12 protein-coding genes and 1 other annotated feature are annotated in these 16,082 nt (G+C 31.0%); of the genes, 8 read left to right on the top strand and 4 right to left on the bottom strand.

Annotated elements, in window-relative coordinates:
• Positions 1 to 154 precede the first annotated feature (154 nt).
• The 5 genes from CPAL_RS07590 to CPAL_RS07570 all read left to right on the top strand — a co-directional run bounded on the left by CPAL_RS07590 (position 155) and on the right by CPAL_RS07570 (position 8,647).
• Positions 155 to 2,176: an N-acetylmuramoyl-L-alanine amidase gene (locus CPAL_RS07590; RefSeq protein WP_061857718.1), complete on the top strand. Its 2,022-nt coding sequence runs from the start codon at positions 155 to 157 to the stop codon at positions 2,174 to 2,176.
• Between the two features lie 106 nt (positions 2,177 to 2,282).
• On the top strand, positions 2,283 to 3,206 hold the full coding sequence (locus tag CPAL_RS07585) for a CPBP family intramembrane glutamic endopeptidase (protein ID WP_106024358.1): 924 nt from the start codon (positions 2,283 to 2,285) through the stop codon (positions 3,204 to 3,206).
• Positions 3,207 to 3,275: 69 nt separating this feature from the next.
• The gene (locus CPAL_RS07580; RefSeq protein ID WP_061857716.1) at positions 3,276 to 3,869 is read left to right on the top strand and encodes a type II toxin-antitoxin system PemK/MazF family toxin; all 594 of its coding nucleotides are present in this window, start codon (positions 3,276 to 3,278) and stop codon (positions 3,867 to 3,869) included.
• 349 nt (positions 3,870 to 4,218) lie between these two features.
• Positions 4,219 to 4,439, top strand: a binding site (T-box leader).
• Between the two features lie 191 nt (positions 4,440 to 4,630).
• Positions 4,631 to 7,747, top strand: coding sequence for an isoleucine--tRNA ligase (ileS, locus tag CPAL_RS07575; RefSeq protein ID WP_106024357.1), 3,117 nt, complete (start codon positions 4,631 to 4,633; stop codon positions 7,745 to 7,747).
• 3 nt (positions 7,748 to 7,750) lie between these two features.
• On the top strand, positions 7,751 to 8,647 hold the full coding sequence (locus CPAL_RS07570; protein WP_061857714.1) for a LysR family transcriptional regulator: 897 nt from the start codon (positions 7,751 to 7,753) through the stop codon (positions 8,645 to 8,647).
• Between the two features lie 38 nt (positions 8,648 to 8,685).
• Here CPAL_RS07570 and CPAL_RS07565 read toward each other — a convergent pair whose 3' ends face one another.
• Positions 8,686 to 9,651: a polyprenyl synthetase family protein gene (locus CPAL_RS07565; RefSeq protein ID WP_061857713.1), complete on the bottom strand. Its 966-nt coding sequence runs from the start codon at positions 9,649 to 9,651 to the stop codon at positions 8,686 to 8,688.
• 124 nt (positions 9,652 to 9,775) lie between these two features.
• Positions 9,776 to 11,647, bottom strand: a complete 1,872-nt coding sequence (locus CPAL_RS07560) for an FAD-dependent oxidoreductase (protein ID WP_106024356.1) — start codon at positions 11,645 to 11,647, stop codon at positions 9,776 to 9,778.
• Positions 11,648 to 12,048: 401 nt separating this feature from the next.
• Here CPAL_RS07560 and CPAL_RS07555 point away from each other — a divergent pair, with 401 nt between their 5' ends.
• The 3 genes from CPAL_RS07555 to menA all read left to right on the top strand — a co-directional run bounded on the left by CPAL_RS07555 (position 12,049) and on the right by menA (position 14,673).
• Positions 12,049 to 12,564, top strand: a complete 516-nt coding sequence (locus CPAL_RS07555; RefSeq protein WP_061857711.1) for an FMN-binding protein — start codon at positions 12,049 to 12,051, stop codon at positions 12,562 to 12,564.
• 111 nt (positions 12,565 to 12,675) lie between these two features.
• A complete protein-coding gene (locus CPAL_RS07550) occupies positions 12,676 to 13,713 on the top strand; it encodes an FAD:protein FMN transferase (protein ID WP_106024355.1) in 1,038 nt (345 codons plus the stop codon).
• 15 nt (positions 13,714 to 13,728) lie between these two features.
• On the top strand, positions 13,729 to 14,673 hold the full coding sequence (menA, locus tag CPAL_RS07545) for a 1,4-dihydroxy-2-naphthoate polyprenyltransferase (protein WP_242862608.1): 945 nt from the start codon (positions 13,729 to 13,731) through the stop codon (positions 14,671 to 14,673).
• 47 nt (positions 14,674 to 14,720) lie between these two features.
• Here menA and CPAL_RS07540 read toward each other — a convergent pair whose 3' ends face one another.
• Together CPAL_RS07540 and CPAL_RS07535 are read right to left on the bottom strand one after the other, a co-directional pair.
• Positions 14,721 to 15,086 (bottom strand): DUF4363 family protein, encoded by a 366-nt coding sequence (locus CPAL_RS07540; RefSeq protein WP_061857708.1) that lies wholly within the window; start codon positions 15,084 to 15,086, stop codon positions 14,721 to 14,723.
• Between the two features lie 19 nt (positions 15,087 to 15,105).
• Positions 15,106 to 15,798, bottom strand: a complete 693-nt coding sequence (locus tag CPAL_RS07535; protein WP_061857707.1) for a DUF421 domain-containing protein — start codon at positions 15,796 to 15,798, stop codon at positions 15,106 to 15,108.
• Positions 15,799 to 16,082: the final 284 nt, after the last annotated feature.

Raw genomic sequence — 16,082 nt, 5'->3', positions numbered from 1 at the left:
ACAAACTAAATCTAAAAATTTTCGTATATGTATATAAAGCGAAAAAATTCAAATAAATATTTCATAAATTTCAAGATATATGTAGAATCATTGCATTATTTATCTACATAAAATAAAATATACATATGAATCTTGATTTTGGAGAGGTGGTATTGTGAACTTAATAAAAAGATTTTTGATATTTTCAGTAATTGTATTTTTTGTTGTAGTGGGTCTATCACCAAGAGCATTAGCCCTTGATTATGAAGAACTGGAAGAAAGAAAGGGGGAGGATATAAATACTAATAAGGTATGGACTATAAAATTTAACAATGAATTAGATCCAGAGTCTATTAACACAGATAATATAGTGGTATTGAATGATAAAAATGAAGAGCAAAAGATCAAGGTAGAATGCAAAGATAGCAAAACTGTATCTGTCTCTCCATTAGAAAGTTATGAAGAAGGAAAAACCTATACTTTAGTTATAAAGGATCAGGTTAAATCTAAAAAGGGAAATAAGATAAAGGCTCCTGTAAAAATGAAATTTACAATTAATACAACTCAAACAGAAAAACCAGAATCACCTAAAGTGCCAGTAGTAGTTTTAGATGCTGGACGTGCTGCGAATGATGAAGCAAATGAAATAGGTCCTTCTGGAGTAAAAGGAAAAGATATAAATCTATATGTAGCATTAAAGGCTGGAGAAATTTTAAAAGCAAATGGAATAAACGTAGTTTATACTAGAACTACAGATAGTGTGCCTTGGAGTGCTAATGAGAGCATAGCAGCTAGAAGTAAAATAGTTAATGATGCTAAAGCAGATATACTTGTAAGCATACATTGCAATGCTATAAGCACTACTGCTACTGGTTCACAAACATATTATTTAAAAGGAGATGCTAATTCTCAAAAACTAGCTTCTTATATTAAGGATGAGCTTTATAATAAAGCAAGCCAAAATGGAGTTATTGAAGAGAGCACTTTAAAAACTTTGAGTAGTGTAAATGCTACAGCTGTATATACTAATTTGGGATATATAACCAATCCTAAAGAAGAGGCGATTTTAAATACTCAAACTTTCAAGGATAACAGCGCAGTAGCTATAGCATCTGCTGTATTGAAATATTTAAGTATTCCTCAAAAGGTTTATATAACAGAGGTACCTGGTAAGACAATTTTATTGTATAAGAATGAAAAATATACATTGCCAACTAGTCTAGATGCTAAAATGAGTGATGGTACAATTTCTAAAGTAACTGTAAAATGGGACAAGACCTCTGTGGATACTTCAAAGGAAGGTACATATTATTACAAAGGAACTGTTTTAAATTACAATAATGAAGTAACTTTCAAGATTATTGTAAATTCTAAAGTGGATCCTGGAACTTCTAATGCTGAAATAAAAACAATAAATGATATTAATGTGAAGATAACTGAAGGGGACAAGTATACATTACCTCAAACAGTTGAAGCCACTACTATATTAGGTGAAACAATCCAAGCAGATGTTATTTGGGACAAAGAAAGCATAGATACAAGCAAGGCAGGAACCATAACACTTATAGGAAGGGTTAAAAACTATAATAAAGAAATAAAACTTACTATAGTAATATCACCTAAGTCTGTAGAAAAGAAGATTAAGGTAGTTTTAGATGCAGGACATGGTGGTCCAGATTCAGGAGCTGTAGGACAAAATAAAACTAAGGAAAAGGATATAACATTAGCAGTAACTTTTAAAATTGGAGATATTCTAAAAAAGAATGGAATAGAAGTTATATATACTAGAACCAATGATACTGACAGCTGGCTTAATGATAAAAATACTGAACTTCAAACTAGAGTTAATATAGCTAACAATGCAAAAGCAGACTATTTTGTTTCTATTCATGTAAATAGTTTTGATAATTCTTCAGTAACTGGTGTAGAAACCTGTTACTTTGGCGGAAGTACTAAGGGTATGGCTTTAGCTAAAAATATACAAAATGAAATCATATCAGAGCTTGGTTTTAAAGACAGGGGAATAAAAGAGAGAAATGGACTTTATGTACTTAAATATACAAATGCTCCTGCAGTTCTTGTGGAGCTAGAGTTTATAAGCAATCCTGAAAAGGAGGCTATGCTAAAAAATCCAGAATATCAACAAAAATATGCAGAAGCTATAGCAAGAGGAATTATGAAAACTATAGGAAAATAGAGGAAAAGGAAGAGAAAAATATTACAAAAAGTAAGTTGTAATATTTTGTCTCTTCCTTTATTATATTAGTAGTATTATATGATTAATTTTTAAAGAGGAGTTATGTATGGAAAATAAAAGTGTATTTCAAGCTAACTTATTTGCATTTATTTTGTTACTATTATATGCAATAGCACCTATGGCTCTTATACCAATATTTAGAAGAATGAATATAAGTTCTGAACTATACATTGTATTACCTCAGATACTTTTGTTGCTGATTCCTACTATAATTTATTTTATAATTACTAAAAAGCCTATTAAGGATACACTAAAGTTAAAAAAAATAGGAATTAAATCTATAGGGATTATTATTGCTGTAGGAATATTCGCACAACCCATAGCTATGTTTTTATCTTTCATAACTCAATTTGTTTTTCCAAATCGAATAAGTCAAGTTGTTTCAAGTTTAGACGATATTCCACTTATAGTGAGATTGTGTATAATAGCTTTAATACCTGCTATTTGTGAAGAGATTACTATGAGGGGGGTGGTTTTAGCTGGATATGAAAATATTAATATAAGAAAAGCTGCTTTAATGACAGGAACTTTCTTTGGAATATTGCATTTAGATGGAAATCAATTATTATATGCCTTTGTTTTGGGAATAATATTTGCATATTTAGTTAGGATAACGGGTTCTATATATTCATCTATGATATGTCATTTTACAATCAATGGAACTCAGGTGCTTTTATCAGAACTTGCAACTAAGATGATGCGTTTAGGCGGTGAGTCTGTAGAACTAGCGCAAAATACAGGAATATCCTCTATGTCAAAAGCTCAACTGATTAATACATTTTTTTCAATGCTAATTTTAGGCATAATATGTTTAGGAATCATAATAATATTAATAGGAAAATTAACTAAGATATATGGAAAAGATGGTCTTGAGGAAAGAGAAACATCTGTAAAGGTTATGAATTGGCCTGTGTATGGGGCTTTAATAGTATATGCTGTTGTAATATTAGTGGAATTAGTAGGTACATAAAGCATGAATAGTAATAGGGGGAATAAAGGGGTATTTCTGGTTATGAAGTAACATAAGGGGGATTTGATAATGAAACAGGACATTAGTACCATGAATGATGAAGAATTGAAAAAATTTATAATTAAAGAGAAAGAAGGTATTTATGACTTATTAAAAGAATATGATTCTATGGTGAATGAACTAATAAAGAAAAGTTTAGATATTGAAAATACAAGAAAAAGTGCCTATGCTATTGTGAAAATTCATAATTATGTTAGATGGGTAAACGAACAGATGAAGATGAATGACAATGCATCAAGATGTACAAAAGTAATCCCAAGAAGAGGCGAAATATGGACTTGTGAGCTTGGGCAAAACATTGGTTCAGAGGAAAATAAAATTAGACCAGTTATAATAATTCAAAATGATACAGGAAACAAGAATGCTCCAACTACTATAATTGCACCCATATCTAATAGACCTAAGAAGATTGCTGTACATATAGAGCTTAGAGAAAGTGACTATGTTCTTGAAGATGGTGAAAAAAATCATATTACAGGTACAGTTCTTGCTGAGCAGATAAAAGTGGTATCAAAAGCAAGACTTGGAAGACATATTGCAACCTTACAAAAAGATTTTATGGATATTTTGGATGGAAAGCTTAGAATTTCCTTAGATTTGTAATTAATTTTGAAATTTTGAATATAATAGTAATAGATAATAAAAAAGTTAAATGAAAAATAAAGAAAATATTAAAAAACCTATTGCCTAAGTTGTGCATTAATGATAGAATTAAAATCGTGAGAGATTGTAATACATACCTAATAAAGATTAGGAGACTATATTTCATATCACTCTTAAAAAGTAACATACCTAGCAGAGGCTAGGAGACTATATAACATATAAAGAAAAAAGATTGCTTTAATCAATCTTTTTTTCTTATATATTTTATTTATATGAATAAAGTATAAGCAGGAATTGACAATACTGTATCCTTATAATATAATATGACTAAAAATGATAATGAAGATTGAAAAATACTATGAACAGGAAAAGTACTTAAGCTGTATGCTAAAAGAGAGTGGGGGATGGTGGAAACCCCATAGCTAAGGCTTAAAGAAAATCACCTGGGAGTAAAGAACTGAAAAGGATTGATCCTAGTAAGTTTATTCGTCATTTCGCGTTAAGAAATAGAGTATGATAGTACTTGAACTGACTTCACATAGGTGGTTTATGCGTAGCTGCGTCCTTATGGGCGGAGCTCTTTTTGTTATAATATAGAGATATTGGAAAGTAAAGCTTTAGGTCAGAAGTATAGCTTAAGTCAGGCACTAAAAGTTTATTAAAATTTTAAATTAAAGGTTATGATAGGACTAAGTTTATGAAATAGGTTTTTGGTAATAATTTTAATAATAGTTACACTTTTAGAGAGAGGAGATAGAGAGATGTACAAAAAGGTTGAAACTTCTACAAACTTTGTTGAGATGGAAAGAAATATAGCAAAGCTTTGGAAGGAGAATAATATAATTCAGAAAAGTTTTGATAGAAATCAAGATGGTGAATATTTCACCTTTTATGATGGTCCTCCAACAGCTAACGGTAAACCACATGTAGGACACGTTTTGACAAGAGTTATAAAGGATTTAATTCCAAGATATAAAGTTATGAAGGGATATAAGGTTTTAAGAAAGGCTGGTTGGGACACTCATGGACTTCCAGTAGAACTTGAAGTAGAAAAGAAACTTGGAATTTCAGGTAAACCTCAAATAGAGGAATATGGAGTAGAAAAGTTTGTTAAGGAATGTAAGGAAAGCGTATTTAAATACACAAGTCTTTGGAAGGATATGTCCGAAAAACTAGCTTTCTGGGTTGATATGGATAATCCTTATGTAACTTATCACAATGATTATATAGAATCTGTATGGTGGGCATTAAAGCAAATGTGGGAAAAAGGCTTACTATATAAAGGACATAGAATAACCCCATACTGTCCAAGATGCGGAACAGCACTATCTTCTCACGAGGTTGCTCAAGGATATAAAGATGTTAAGGAAGCTACTGTTTTTGCTAAATTCAAAGTAAAAGGAGAAGAAAATAAGTATATACTCGCTTGGACAACAACTCCTTGGACATTACCAAGTAATGTAGCTTTGACAATAAATAAGAACTTTGATTATGTAGAAGTATTAAATAACGGAGAATATTTAATACTTGCAAAAGAACTTGCTCCAAAGGTTTTAGTTGGAGAATATGAAATAGTTAGAGAGTTTAAAGGAGAAGAATTATTAGGAACAGAATATGAACAGCTTCTTAAGTTCGTTACACCAGAGAAAAAGGCATTTTATGTAGTACATGGAGACTACGTAACTCTAACAGATGGTACAGGAGTTGTACATACAGCACCAGCTTATGGTGAGGATGACAACATAACAGGAAAGAAATATGATCTTCCTCTTATAAATCTAGTTGATGCAGAAGGTAAATTTGTAGATGCAGTTGAGCCTTGGAAGGGAATGTTTGTTAAAAAAGCAGATCCTAAGATAATAGAATATCTAAAAGAACATGGAATGCTTTATAAATCAGAGAAATTTACTCACTCATATCCACACTGCTGGAGATGTGATACACCACTTCTTTACTATCCAAAGGATAGCTGGTTTATAAAAATGACATCTCTTAGGGATCAGCTTTTAGAAAACAACAATAAGATAAATTGGTATCCAGATAACATTAGAACAGGAAGATTTGGTAAGTTCCTTGAAAATGTTATAGACTGGGGTATTTCAAGAGATAGATATTGGGGAACTCCACTTCCAATTTGGGAATGTGAATGTGGTCATAGAGAGTGTATAGGAAGCATTGAAGAACTTAGAGAGAAAGGAATAAATGTTCCAGAGGATATAGAACTTCATAAGCCATATATAGATAAGGTTAAACTTACTTGTCCTCATTGCGGTAAACAGATGACAAGAACTCATGAGGTTATAGACTGTTGGTTTGACTCTGGTTCAATGCCATTTGCACAGCATCATTATCCTTTTGAAAATAAGGAAGTATTTGAAAAGACTTTCCCAGCACAGTTTATATCAGAGGCTGTGGACCAAACAAGAGGATGGTTCTATTCACAACTTGCAATATCTACAGCATTGTTTGGTAAAAGTGACTTTGAAAACTGTATAGTTTTAGGCCACGTTTTAGATAAGCATGGACTTAAGATGTCAAAGTCAAAGGGAAATGTAGTAGATCCATTTGAAGTTTTAGATAATGAAGGAGCAGATGCAACAAGATGGCATTTCTATACAGCTAGTGCGCCATGGCTTCCAACAAGATTTTCAGAGGAAGATGTAAGAGAGACACAAAGAAAGTTTTTAAGTACATTATGGAACGTATATTCTTTCTATGTACTATATGCTGAGCTTGATAAGTTTAATCCACTAGATTATAAGGATTTTGTATCAGAAAATGTAATGGATAAGTGGATAATATCTAAGCTAAATACATTGATTAAAAATGTAGAAGAAAATTTAGATGGATATAAAATAGTTGAAGCAGCATCAGAGCTTGAAGACTTTGTTGATGAACTTTCAAACTGGTATGTAAGACGTAACAGAGCAAGATTCTGGACTACAGAGCTTACAGATGATAAGATAGGAGCTTATACAACACTTTATAGAGTTCTTGTAACTCTTGTTCAAGTTGCAGCACCATTTGTACCATTTATGACAGAGGAAATATATCAAAACTTAGTAGTTAATTTAGATAGTAATGCAGTTGAAAGTGTTCACCTTCTAAATTGGCCAAAATATGATTTGAGCCTTGTAGATAGTAAGCTTGAAGAAGAAATGGATTTAGCTTATAAGGTAGTAAAGCTTGGACGTAGTGCTAGAAACTCAGCTAATATAAAGAACAGACAGCCTCTTGCAGAAATGCTTGTTAGTGTAATGTCTCTTCCAGAGTACTATGGAGATATAATAAAAGAAGAGCTTAACATTAAAAATGTTAAATTCGGTGCAGATCTTTCACAATATGTTAATTTTGAAATTAAACCTAATTTACCAGTACTAGGTAAGACTTATGGAAGATATATTCCTGCTATAAGAAAGGCAATAGCTGAACAAAACCAAGTGGAACTTGCTCAAGCTATAAATAATGGTAAGTCTGTATTTATAAATGTAGAAGGTTTAGAGGACCAAATAGAACTTACTTCTGAAAATCTGCTTGTAACAATGCATGGACTTGAAGGATTTGCTTTTGCAGGAGAAGGAGAGGTAGGAGTTATTCTTGACACTACTATTACAGAAGAGCTTAGAGAAGAAGGCTTTGTTCGTGAAATCTTAAGCAAGGTTCAAAACCTAAGAAAAGAAAGCGGTTTTGAAGTTGCAGATAGAATAAAACTCTATGTTGCAGGAAACAAGATGCTTGAAGAAGTAACTAAAAAGTTTGAAGATCATATAAAGAATGAGACTCTCGCTACAGCAATACTTTACAATGAAGATAGAGAATATAATGACTTCAAGATTAATGGAGAAGATTTAAAAATAGCTGTAGAAAAAGAAGAATAATATATGGATATTCAATTTCTAAAGAATTTTTATGATGTTGCAACTTTAAAAAGTATATCCAAGGTAGCGGGACTTTCTCATATATCTCAGTCAGCTCTTAGCCAACGTATTTCAAAACTTGAGCAAGAGCTGGGAATACCTCTTCTTGAGAGGAGTAACAAAGGGGCTACTCTTACAGAAGAAGGAGAAATGATACTCAGGCATGTGAAAACTATGATTAGAGCATATGATAGAATATTAGAGGATATTTCTAACATAAAGGAGCATAGAAGTACTTTTGTAGTTTCATCATCTTCTTCTGAAATTGACTCTATTATTCTAGAAGTTCTGCTTGCTATAAAGGATATAAATCCTCAATGGTTTTTTAAGCTTAATAATATGCCCCAAGACAATATTCAGGTAGAACTAGATAAAAATCTATCAGATGTGGCTGTAACTTACGAGAGCATAGAAACAGATAACATAACTAGCTTTAAAGTAGGTACCGGTGAATTAATATTTGTAGCTAATCCTAGCATAGATATTGGGGATAAGATCTCTGCCAAGGAGCTCTCAAAGTATTTCTTTGTATTATTAGGTGATGGACCAGATATATATTCAGCACTCAATTACGGCCTTAAATCTAAAGGGGTTAATATAGAGGAGTTGCAGCTTGTATTCACTGCTAATTCTATATGCATAGCTAAGGAGTCTGTGGAAAAGACTGATGATATAAGTCTCCTTCCTAAAAATTCTGTTAAAGAAGAAATTGAGAAGGGCATAATAAAGACTTTTGAGGTGGAAGATCTATCTTTTAAATATGATATATTCTTTTCTTATAATAAGAATAGTTATAGCAAATATAAGAAATTGATAGATATATTTAAAAGAGAAACTAAGAAAATATTAAGTAAATTTTAATGATTAAAAAGGGCAGTGCAAAACAATGCACTGTCCTTTTAGTATGATCTTAAGAGAAGTTTTTCTGCAACTTCTTTTAATACTGTTTTGTAGGGGTTTTCTGGAAGATTATCGATTAATTTAAAAGCTTTCTTTGTATATTTATTTGCAAGCTCTTTTGCATCTTTAATACCTTCATATTTATTTACTAAAGATATAATATTCTTTACATCTTCATCTGAAAAGCTTTCTTTTTCTAAATAATGTTTGAAAGCATTTCTATTCTTCTTTGCAGCATATATAAATGGAAGTGTGAATATTCCTTGCTTTAAGTCGCTTGCTGCAGGCTTTTTTATAGAATCATCAGTACCTACATAATCTAAAACATCATCTATAATTTGAAAAGCCATTCCAATATTATGACCTATTTTCCAAAATTGTTTTGAAAGAGCATCGCTGCATCCGCTTTCAGCAGCACCTGTGTATAGAGAAAGGGAAAATAGTTCAGCTGTTTTGCCAGAAATTCTATTTAGGTAGTCTTTTACAGATAACTTTGTATCGAACATTGAATTCAATTGGTTTATTTCTCCTAAGCAAATTCTAGACATGGAGTTGCTGTCTATTTTTATACTTTGAAGACTTGAAGAAGAAGCTAAAATTTTAAAGCATACACAAAAAAGAAAATCTCCAATATATACCGCATAATCTTTACCATATTTTGATTGAATAGTTTCCTTGCCTCGCCTTGTTTTAGAATCATCTATAACATCATCATGAACTAAGGTTGCCATATGAAGCATTTCGATTACAGAGGCTAAAATTTTAGTCTTTTCTTTATCATAATTTCCAAAGTGAGAGGATATTATAACAAATGCAGGTCTAAGCATCTTTCCACCAGAATGAATTAGCTCTTTAATGGAATTTTCTATTTTTTTATCTTTGCATTTTACGCTCTTTTCCATGAAAGAAATAACATTATTTAATTCATCTTTTATATCTTTATAATTGTCCCATATTTTATCCATATCATCATCCTCTACATTACTTTTTTATAAGTAATCATAAGGTAGAGTGAAGTTCACTCTACCTATATTAAAGCAAATTATTATTAGCATATTAATTTAAAATCATTCTATTTTATCTAAATTCTTAAAGAGATGTTTTTTGATTATAAACAGGAACTCTCTTTCCAAACCACCAATTACTTAATGTTTTACTTATCCATGGTATTACCCAGTAATCTAATCCAAAGGTTCTACCTGCTCCACCCATTAGAGCTATAGCACCAAAGAAATACCATAGTATATCCCATCCAGCCATTGCTGAAAGAATAAAGTTAGTAACCATAAATGCTGATGCGGCACTTGCTAAGAATGTAAATAAACCTGCAAGTAAAGCAAGACCTATACCTATTTCAATGCAAACAACCATTCTTTGGAACCAAACAGCGATTTCAGGGCTTGGTATCATAATCTTCATTATTGTACTGTAAAAACTTGGCATATGGCTTAATATTGGTGTAGCAGTCTCGCTAGCAGTGGATGCAGCTTCTGATGCTCCAGAGTTAGCGGCAGTTTGAAGCCATTCAAAAGGCATTTTAATATTTCCGGCCTTAATCCAACTATCAGAAGCAGGACCATTTAATAAAGCTTTAAATCCTTTATCAGCCCAAGTACTTTCTCCAACAAATTTCTCTAAACCTTCTAAAAGCCAAATAACTCCCATAAACAATCTTAATGGAACAAGCCATAATCTATTTCCTTTAGAGGATAAGTGACCTCTCATTATATTTCTTTTATCTTCTATTGAGAAGAATTCATGAATTAGATAATGATAACAAGCATTAATTCCGTTTACTCCCCAAAGATAGTGGAGGTTAACTAAGTGCTTCATAAGCATAGCAAAGAATCCAGATAATTTTATTCCAGAAAGATTGGCTACGCAATATTTTCCTCCAATTGAAACCATAAAGCCATGATAGTTTGATTTAAATTTAGTCATTTTTGTGTTTTCTATAGAGGCAATTATATTTTTTACTATTGTATCTCCAGTTTGAAGAGCTGCTTCAACTATTTGAGGGGTTCCACGTCCTGGTTCTTCCTCATAATAAGCTATGTCACCAACTACAAATACATCTTTTTTGCCAGATGCTTGCATAAACTCATTTGCAATAAGTCTTCCAGCTCTTCCGCTTTGTAATCCATATTCGCTAGATTCTTGATTAGCTTGTATACCACAAGTCCAGATAAGTGTTTGAGTTGGAATTTCTTTTCCGTCCTTCAACTTTATGCTGTTTTTATTAACTTCTACAATAGGAGAATCTTTTAATATCTCCATACCGTGCTTTTTCATATATTTTTCTGCTTTATCGGCCTGACCTCTATCAAGCATATTTAAGATAGTAGACATTGCTTCTACTACTAATAATTTTACCTCTTTTTCATCTACATTATACTCTCTAGCTAGTTTGCTTTTCCATTCAAGAAGTTCTCCAGCCATTTCAATTCCAGTAAATCCAGAACCGGCCACTACAAAAGTAAGCATTTCTTTTCTCTTCTTTTCATTTCTTTCTTTTGATGCTAAAGAGAACATAGTTTGAATGTGCTCTCTTATCCTTATTGCATCTTCAAAAGACCAAAGAGTAAATCCGTTCTCTTTTACTCCTGGAACGCCGAAGAAAGCAGGTTCGGAACCTGTACCTATAACTAAATAGTCATACTCGTATTTGCCGTAGGAAGTGGTTACTACCTTTTTATCTGTGTCTACTTTCTCAATATAGTCTGTAACCACATTAACTTTAGTTCTGCCAAATATTTTGCTTAACTCAATTTGAACAGATTCAGGATGAACTCTTCCACCAGCTACTTCATGAAGCTCTGTCATTAAAGTATGGAAAGGGTTTTTGTCGATTAGTGTAATTTCTATAGAATCATTTTTTTTGTATTTTTTTGCAAGCTTTTTAGCTACATGAACTCCACCATAGCCGGCACCCAAGATTAATATCTTTGTGTTTGCTGACATTTAAAATCACCTCTTATCATATAAATAAACATTAATAAAATAATATTAATAAAAAATAAACATTAATAAAATAATAATAACGAAATAAAAACTGAAATAAATTTGTTGTCTGAATAGAATTTTATATTTAAATTAGCTGTATGTCCATATGTATAATAAGGAAAGCTTATATATAAAAAATATATCTAAACCCTTGTATCCATTGAAAATACTAAGGTAGTACAAAAAAAATATTGAATTTGATATAAGGAAATCTAATATAGCATTAAAAATTCAAATGTCTAAATGTAAAGGAAGTATAGTATAATTGAATTGCAAAAAAAGTTGACTTAAATTAAAATAAGCTTAAAAATTTTGTTTGATATTTCACAAACTAAATTAATCAATAGGAGGATTAATAAATGAAGAAAAAGTGGTTATCTGTAATACTTGCTACTACTGTTATAAGTGCGGGATTACTTGCTGGATGTGGTTCTAAACAAGAATCTGGTGAAACAAATACTCAAAATCAAACTCAAACTGAGGATACTGCAAAGACTGAATCAGCTTTAAAAGATGGAACATATAAGGCAGAAGCTAAAGATTTTGATGATAAGGGTTGGAAACCATTTGTTGAAGTAGAAATTAAGGATGGAAAAATTGTTGCAGTTAACTTTGATTACACAAATAAAGATGGAAAGTTCAAGTCAGAAGATGCTGAATACAACAAGAAGATGGAAGAAAAAGTAAAAACAGGTCCAGCTAAATACACTAAAGAATTAGAAGATTCATTAGTTGAAAAACAAGATCCAGAAGCTGTGGATACTGTAGCAGGTGCAACTCATTCTGTAGAGAACTTTAAGAAACTTGCTGGAAAAGCACTTGAAAATGCAAAAAATGGAGATACATCAGTAGCAACTATTGATATGGCAGAATAGTTACTAGACAATTAATTTAAATTTGATATAATTAATTAGAATTTGACCTTAGGCTTGATATACAAAGTCTAAGGTTTTTTTCCTTAATTCACATGAAGGAGGACTTTTTTAATGAATAATATAAAAAAGGTACTGCTAGTATTGACCATATTTATATCCAGCATAAGTATGGTTGCTTGTACAAAAAATAATTCAAGTGAGCCTATAAGCAGAACTAATTTTTTTATGGGTACAGTAGTTAAAATCTCTCTATATGATAAAAAAGATCAAAATATAATTTCTAAAGGGTTTGATAGAATTAGGCAAATCGAAAGTGAAGTAAGTATAAATAAACAAGGAACGGAATTAGATAAGGTGAATGAGGCTGCTGGAAAGAAGCCAGTAAAGGTCAAGGATGATACATTCGCCATAACTAAAAAGGGATTAGAATATTCTGAGTTGACAAAAGGAAGCTTCGACATAACAGTAGGTCCTATAGTAAAGCTTTGGAGTATAGGGCTTCCAGAGGCTAAGGTTCCAACTAAATCAGAAGTAGATGAAAAAATTAAACTTGTAGGATATAAAGATTTACAATTAAACGAGAAAGATAAGACTATATTTTTAAAGAAAAAGGAAATGATTATTGACCTTGGTGCTATAGCAAAGGGATATGCAGCAGATGCTGTTGCAGAAGTTTTAAAAAACGAAGGTGTAAAAAGTGCAATTATAGATTTGGGAGGAAACGTATTTGCTCTAGGCACAAAGCCGGATGGAGAGCTGTGGAAAATAGGAATTCAAAATCCATTTCAGTCAAGAGGAGAAATTGTCGGAACAATATATGTAGAAAATAAATCCGTAGTTACATCAGGTATATATGAAAGATTCATAGAAAAAGACGGTAAAAAGTATCATCATATTTTGAATCCTTTTACTGGATATCCTTATGATAATGAAATAGCAGGAGTAACTATAATAAGTGATAAATCTATAGATGGGGATGCTCTTTCAACTTCTGTATTTTCAAAGGGCTTAAAAGGCGGAATAGATTTTATTGAAAACATTAAAAATGTGGATGCCATATTTATTACTAAAGATAAAAAGGTTTATGTAACTGAAGGAATAAAAGATAATTTTAAAATTACTAATGATGAGTTTACTCTTGTGAATTAGAGGGTGATAAAATTGATGTTACGTGCTTTTTTTCAATATGTTGAAATACGAACTAAGGTTGCAAGTGTGATACCATTTACCCTTGGAACCCTTTATACTTTGTATAGGTATGAGAGCTTTAGTTTAAAAAATTTCATAATTATGTTTATATCATTAATAACCTTTGATATGGCAACAACAGCAATCAATAATTATTGTGATTATAGAAAGGCACATGCTAATGGAGGGTATAATTACGAAGTAAAAAATGCTATTGAAAAGTATAATATAAAAAAATCTACAGCTCTAGCTATAATATTTATCTTACTTACCATTGCCACAATATTTGGTGTATTTCTTGCGCTAAATACAAATTTGGTTGTACTTTTTGTAGGAGCAATATGCTTTATAGCAGGAATTCTTTATACATTTGGGCCTATTCCAATTTCCCGTATGCCTTTAGGAGAGATTTTTTCGGGTATATTTATGGGATTCATAATTACATTTTTATCAATATATATACATGTATATGATGCAGGAATACTTTCATTAACATATAATAATGATATTTTAGGCATCACTATGAATATAAGAGAAATATTATATATGTTCTTAATAAGCATACCTCTTATAAATGGAATTGCTAACATCATGCTTGCAAATAATATTTGTGATGTAGAAGAAGATATAAAAAACAAAAGATTTACTTTGCCATATTATATAGGTGAAAAAACTGCACTAAAAGTATTTGAAATTTTGTATTATATAGGATATGTAGATATAATATTATTAATATTATTAAAGATACTTCCCTTTAAGCTATTTTTAATGCTCATTACTTTAATTCCAGTGAGAAAGAATATAAAAGTATTTCAAAACAAACCTAGCAAGTCAGAAACATTTGTTATATCAGTAAAAAATTTTGTGCTAATGAATGTATGCTATATAATATTATTAGGTATATCTATATTTATGAAATAATGCTTTATAGAAAATCAATAAAGCTCCAAGTATTGCAACTAGGAGCTTTATCTCGATAATTCGTTCCAGTTTTCTATAAGTTCATATAGTTCTGTAAGAATTGATGGTTTATCTTTACAAGATAGACCTCCTTTTAGTCTAGCTATGTTTATTCCTATGTTATATATTTCATCTCTTTCTACGCTAAATTGAATTCTAGGAATGATTTTATTCCACGCTTTTTCAATATTATATATGTCACTTTCAACTTTTATCCAATTTTCAGATTGAACATCTTCTATAGCAGCATTTACGAAACCTATTACGTCCTCAGAAGGGTTGAAAGGTTGTTTTAAATAGTTTCCGCTTAGCATAATAGCTATAAATATAGCTAAAGCAGCTACAGGTATCATATAGCCTAAGAATTTTTTCATATCTATATTTTCCTCCTTTTTACTGGATATGGTCCTTGTAAAGGTCGATATAAATTGAATCTGGTGGGTTATAGGTTGCTATAAAAACATCAGATATATGTTTTACGTTATGGGCTTTTAATTGAAGATCTAACCATTTCATATCCTTGTTAACCTTTTTTAGGTTTTCTTCAATAACAATACCATCATATATTAATTCTGAACTTAAATAAGAAGGAGGAACGGTTAAGTTTAAATCCTTTGGAGTTACAGGCTCATACTCTGGTTTTTTCAATACAGATAGTTGACCATCTTTTTCTAATATTGCAAAAGCTACTTGATTTAAATCAAAAACTCCTTTATCTCTTAATTGTTCAAGAAGATCGCTTAACCTATATCTCAATTTTTTCATGGAGGATTCTAATATTTTTCCATTCATAATTATTATTGTAGGTTTATCATCCAAATAATCTGAAGCCCTTTTGGACTTTAGAGCAATAAATTGCAATATAAGAGATAAAACAGTCCAAGTAAGCAGACCAACCCAATGGCACCAGACTGTGCTCGTTAAGTCTGTGGTTAAAGTAGAGGCTGTAGAACCTATGGTTATTCCGAGTATATAGTCAAAGAAAGTAAGCTGACTGATTTGCTGTTTACCTAGAATGCGGGCAAAAATCAATAAACTAAAAAAGCCTATTATTCCTCTAACAAGAACTATAAGAGCTTCATTCATAGATCTCACCTCATTTAAGGTTATACTTTATTAAGAATAGTATAAGGAAAAAAATAAATTTAATTCTTTTTTAATATAAACTTAATGAAAGAAGTTGTATATGCATATAATACTGCATATACTATTTTTAATATAGGATTAATAAGGAAGAAATAATCAGAAGTTTCGCAGATTAAAAAATAAATAGGGCGTAGCCCCTTGATATGTAATGGTTTAGATGAATAATAATTGAAATATATAAATTCCGATTTTTACTGGAAAAAATTTAGGGTTTAAAAATGAAA

Origin of the sequence: Clostridium thermopalmarium DSM 5974 (genome assembly GCF_002995795.1) — a bacterium.
GTDB lineage: Bacteria > Bacillota > Clostridia > Clostridiales > Clostridiaceae > Clostridium_H > Clostridium_H thermopalmarium.
Note: the sequence above shows the minus strand (reverse complement) of the source record. Positions and strands in the feature narration are given on the sequence as shown.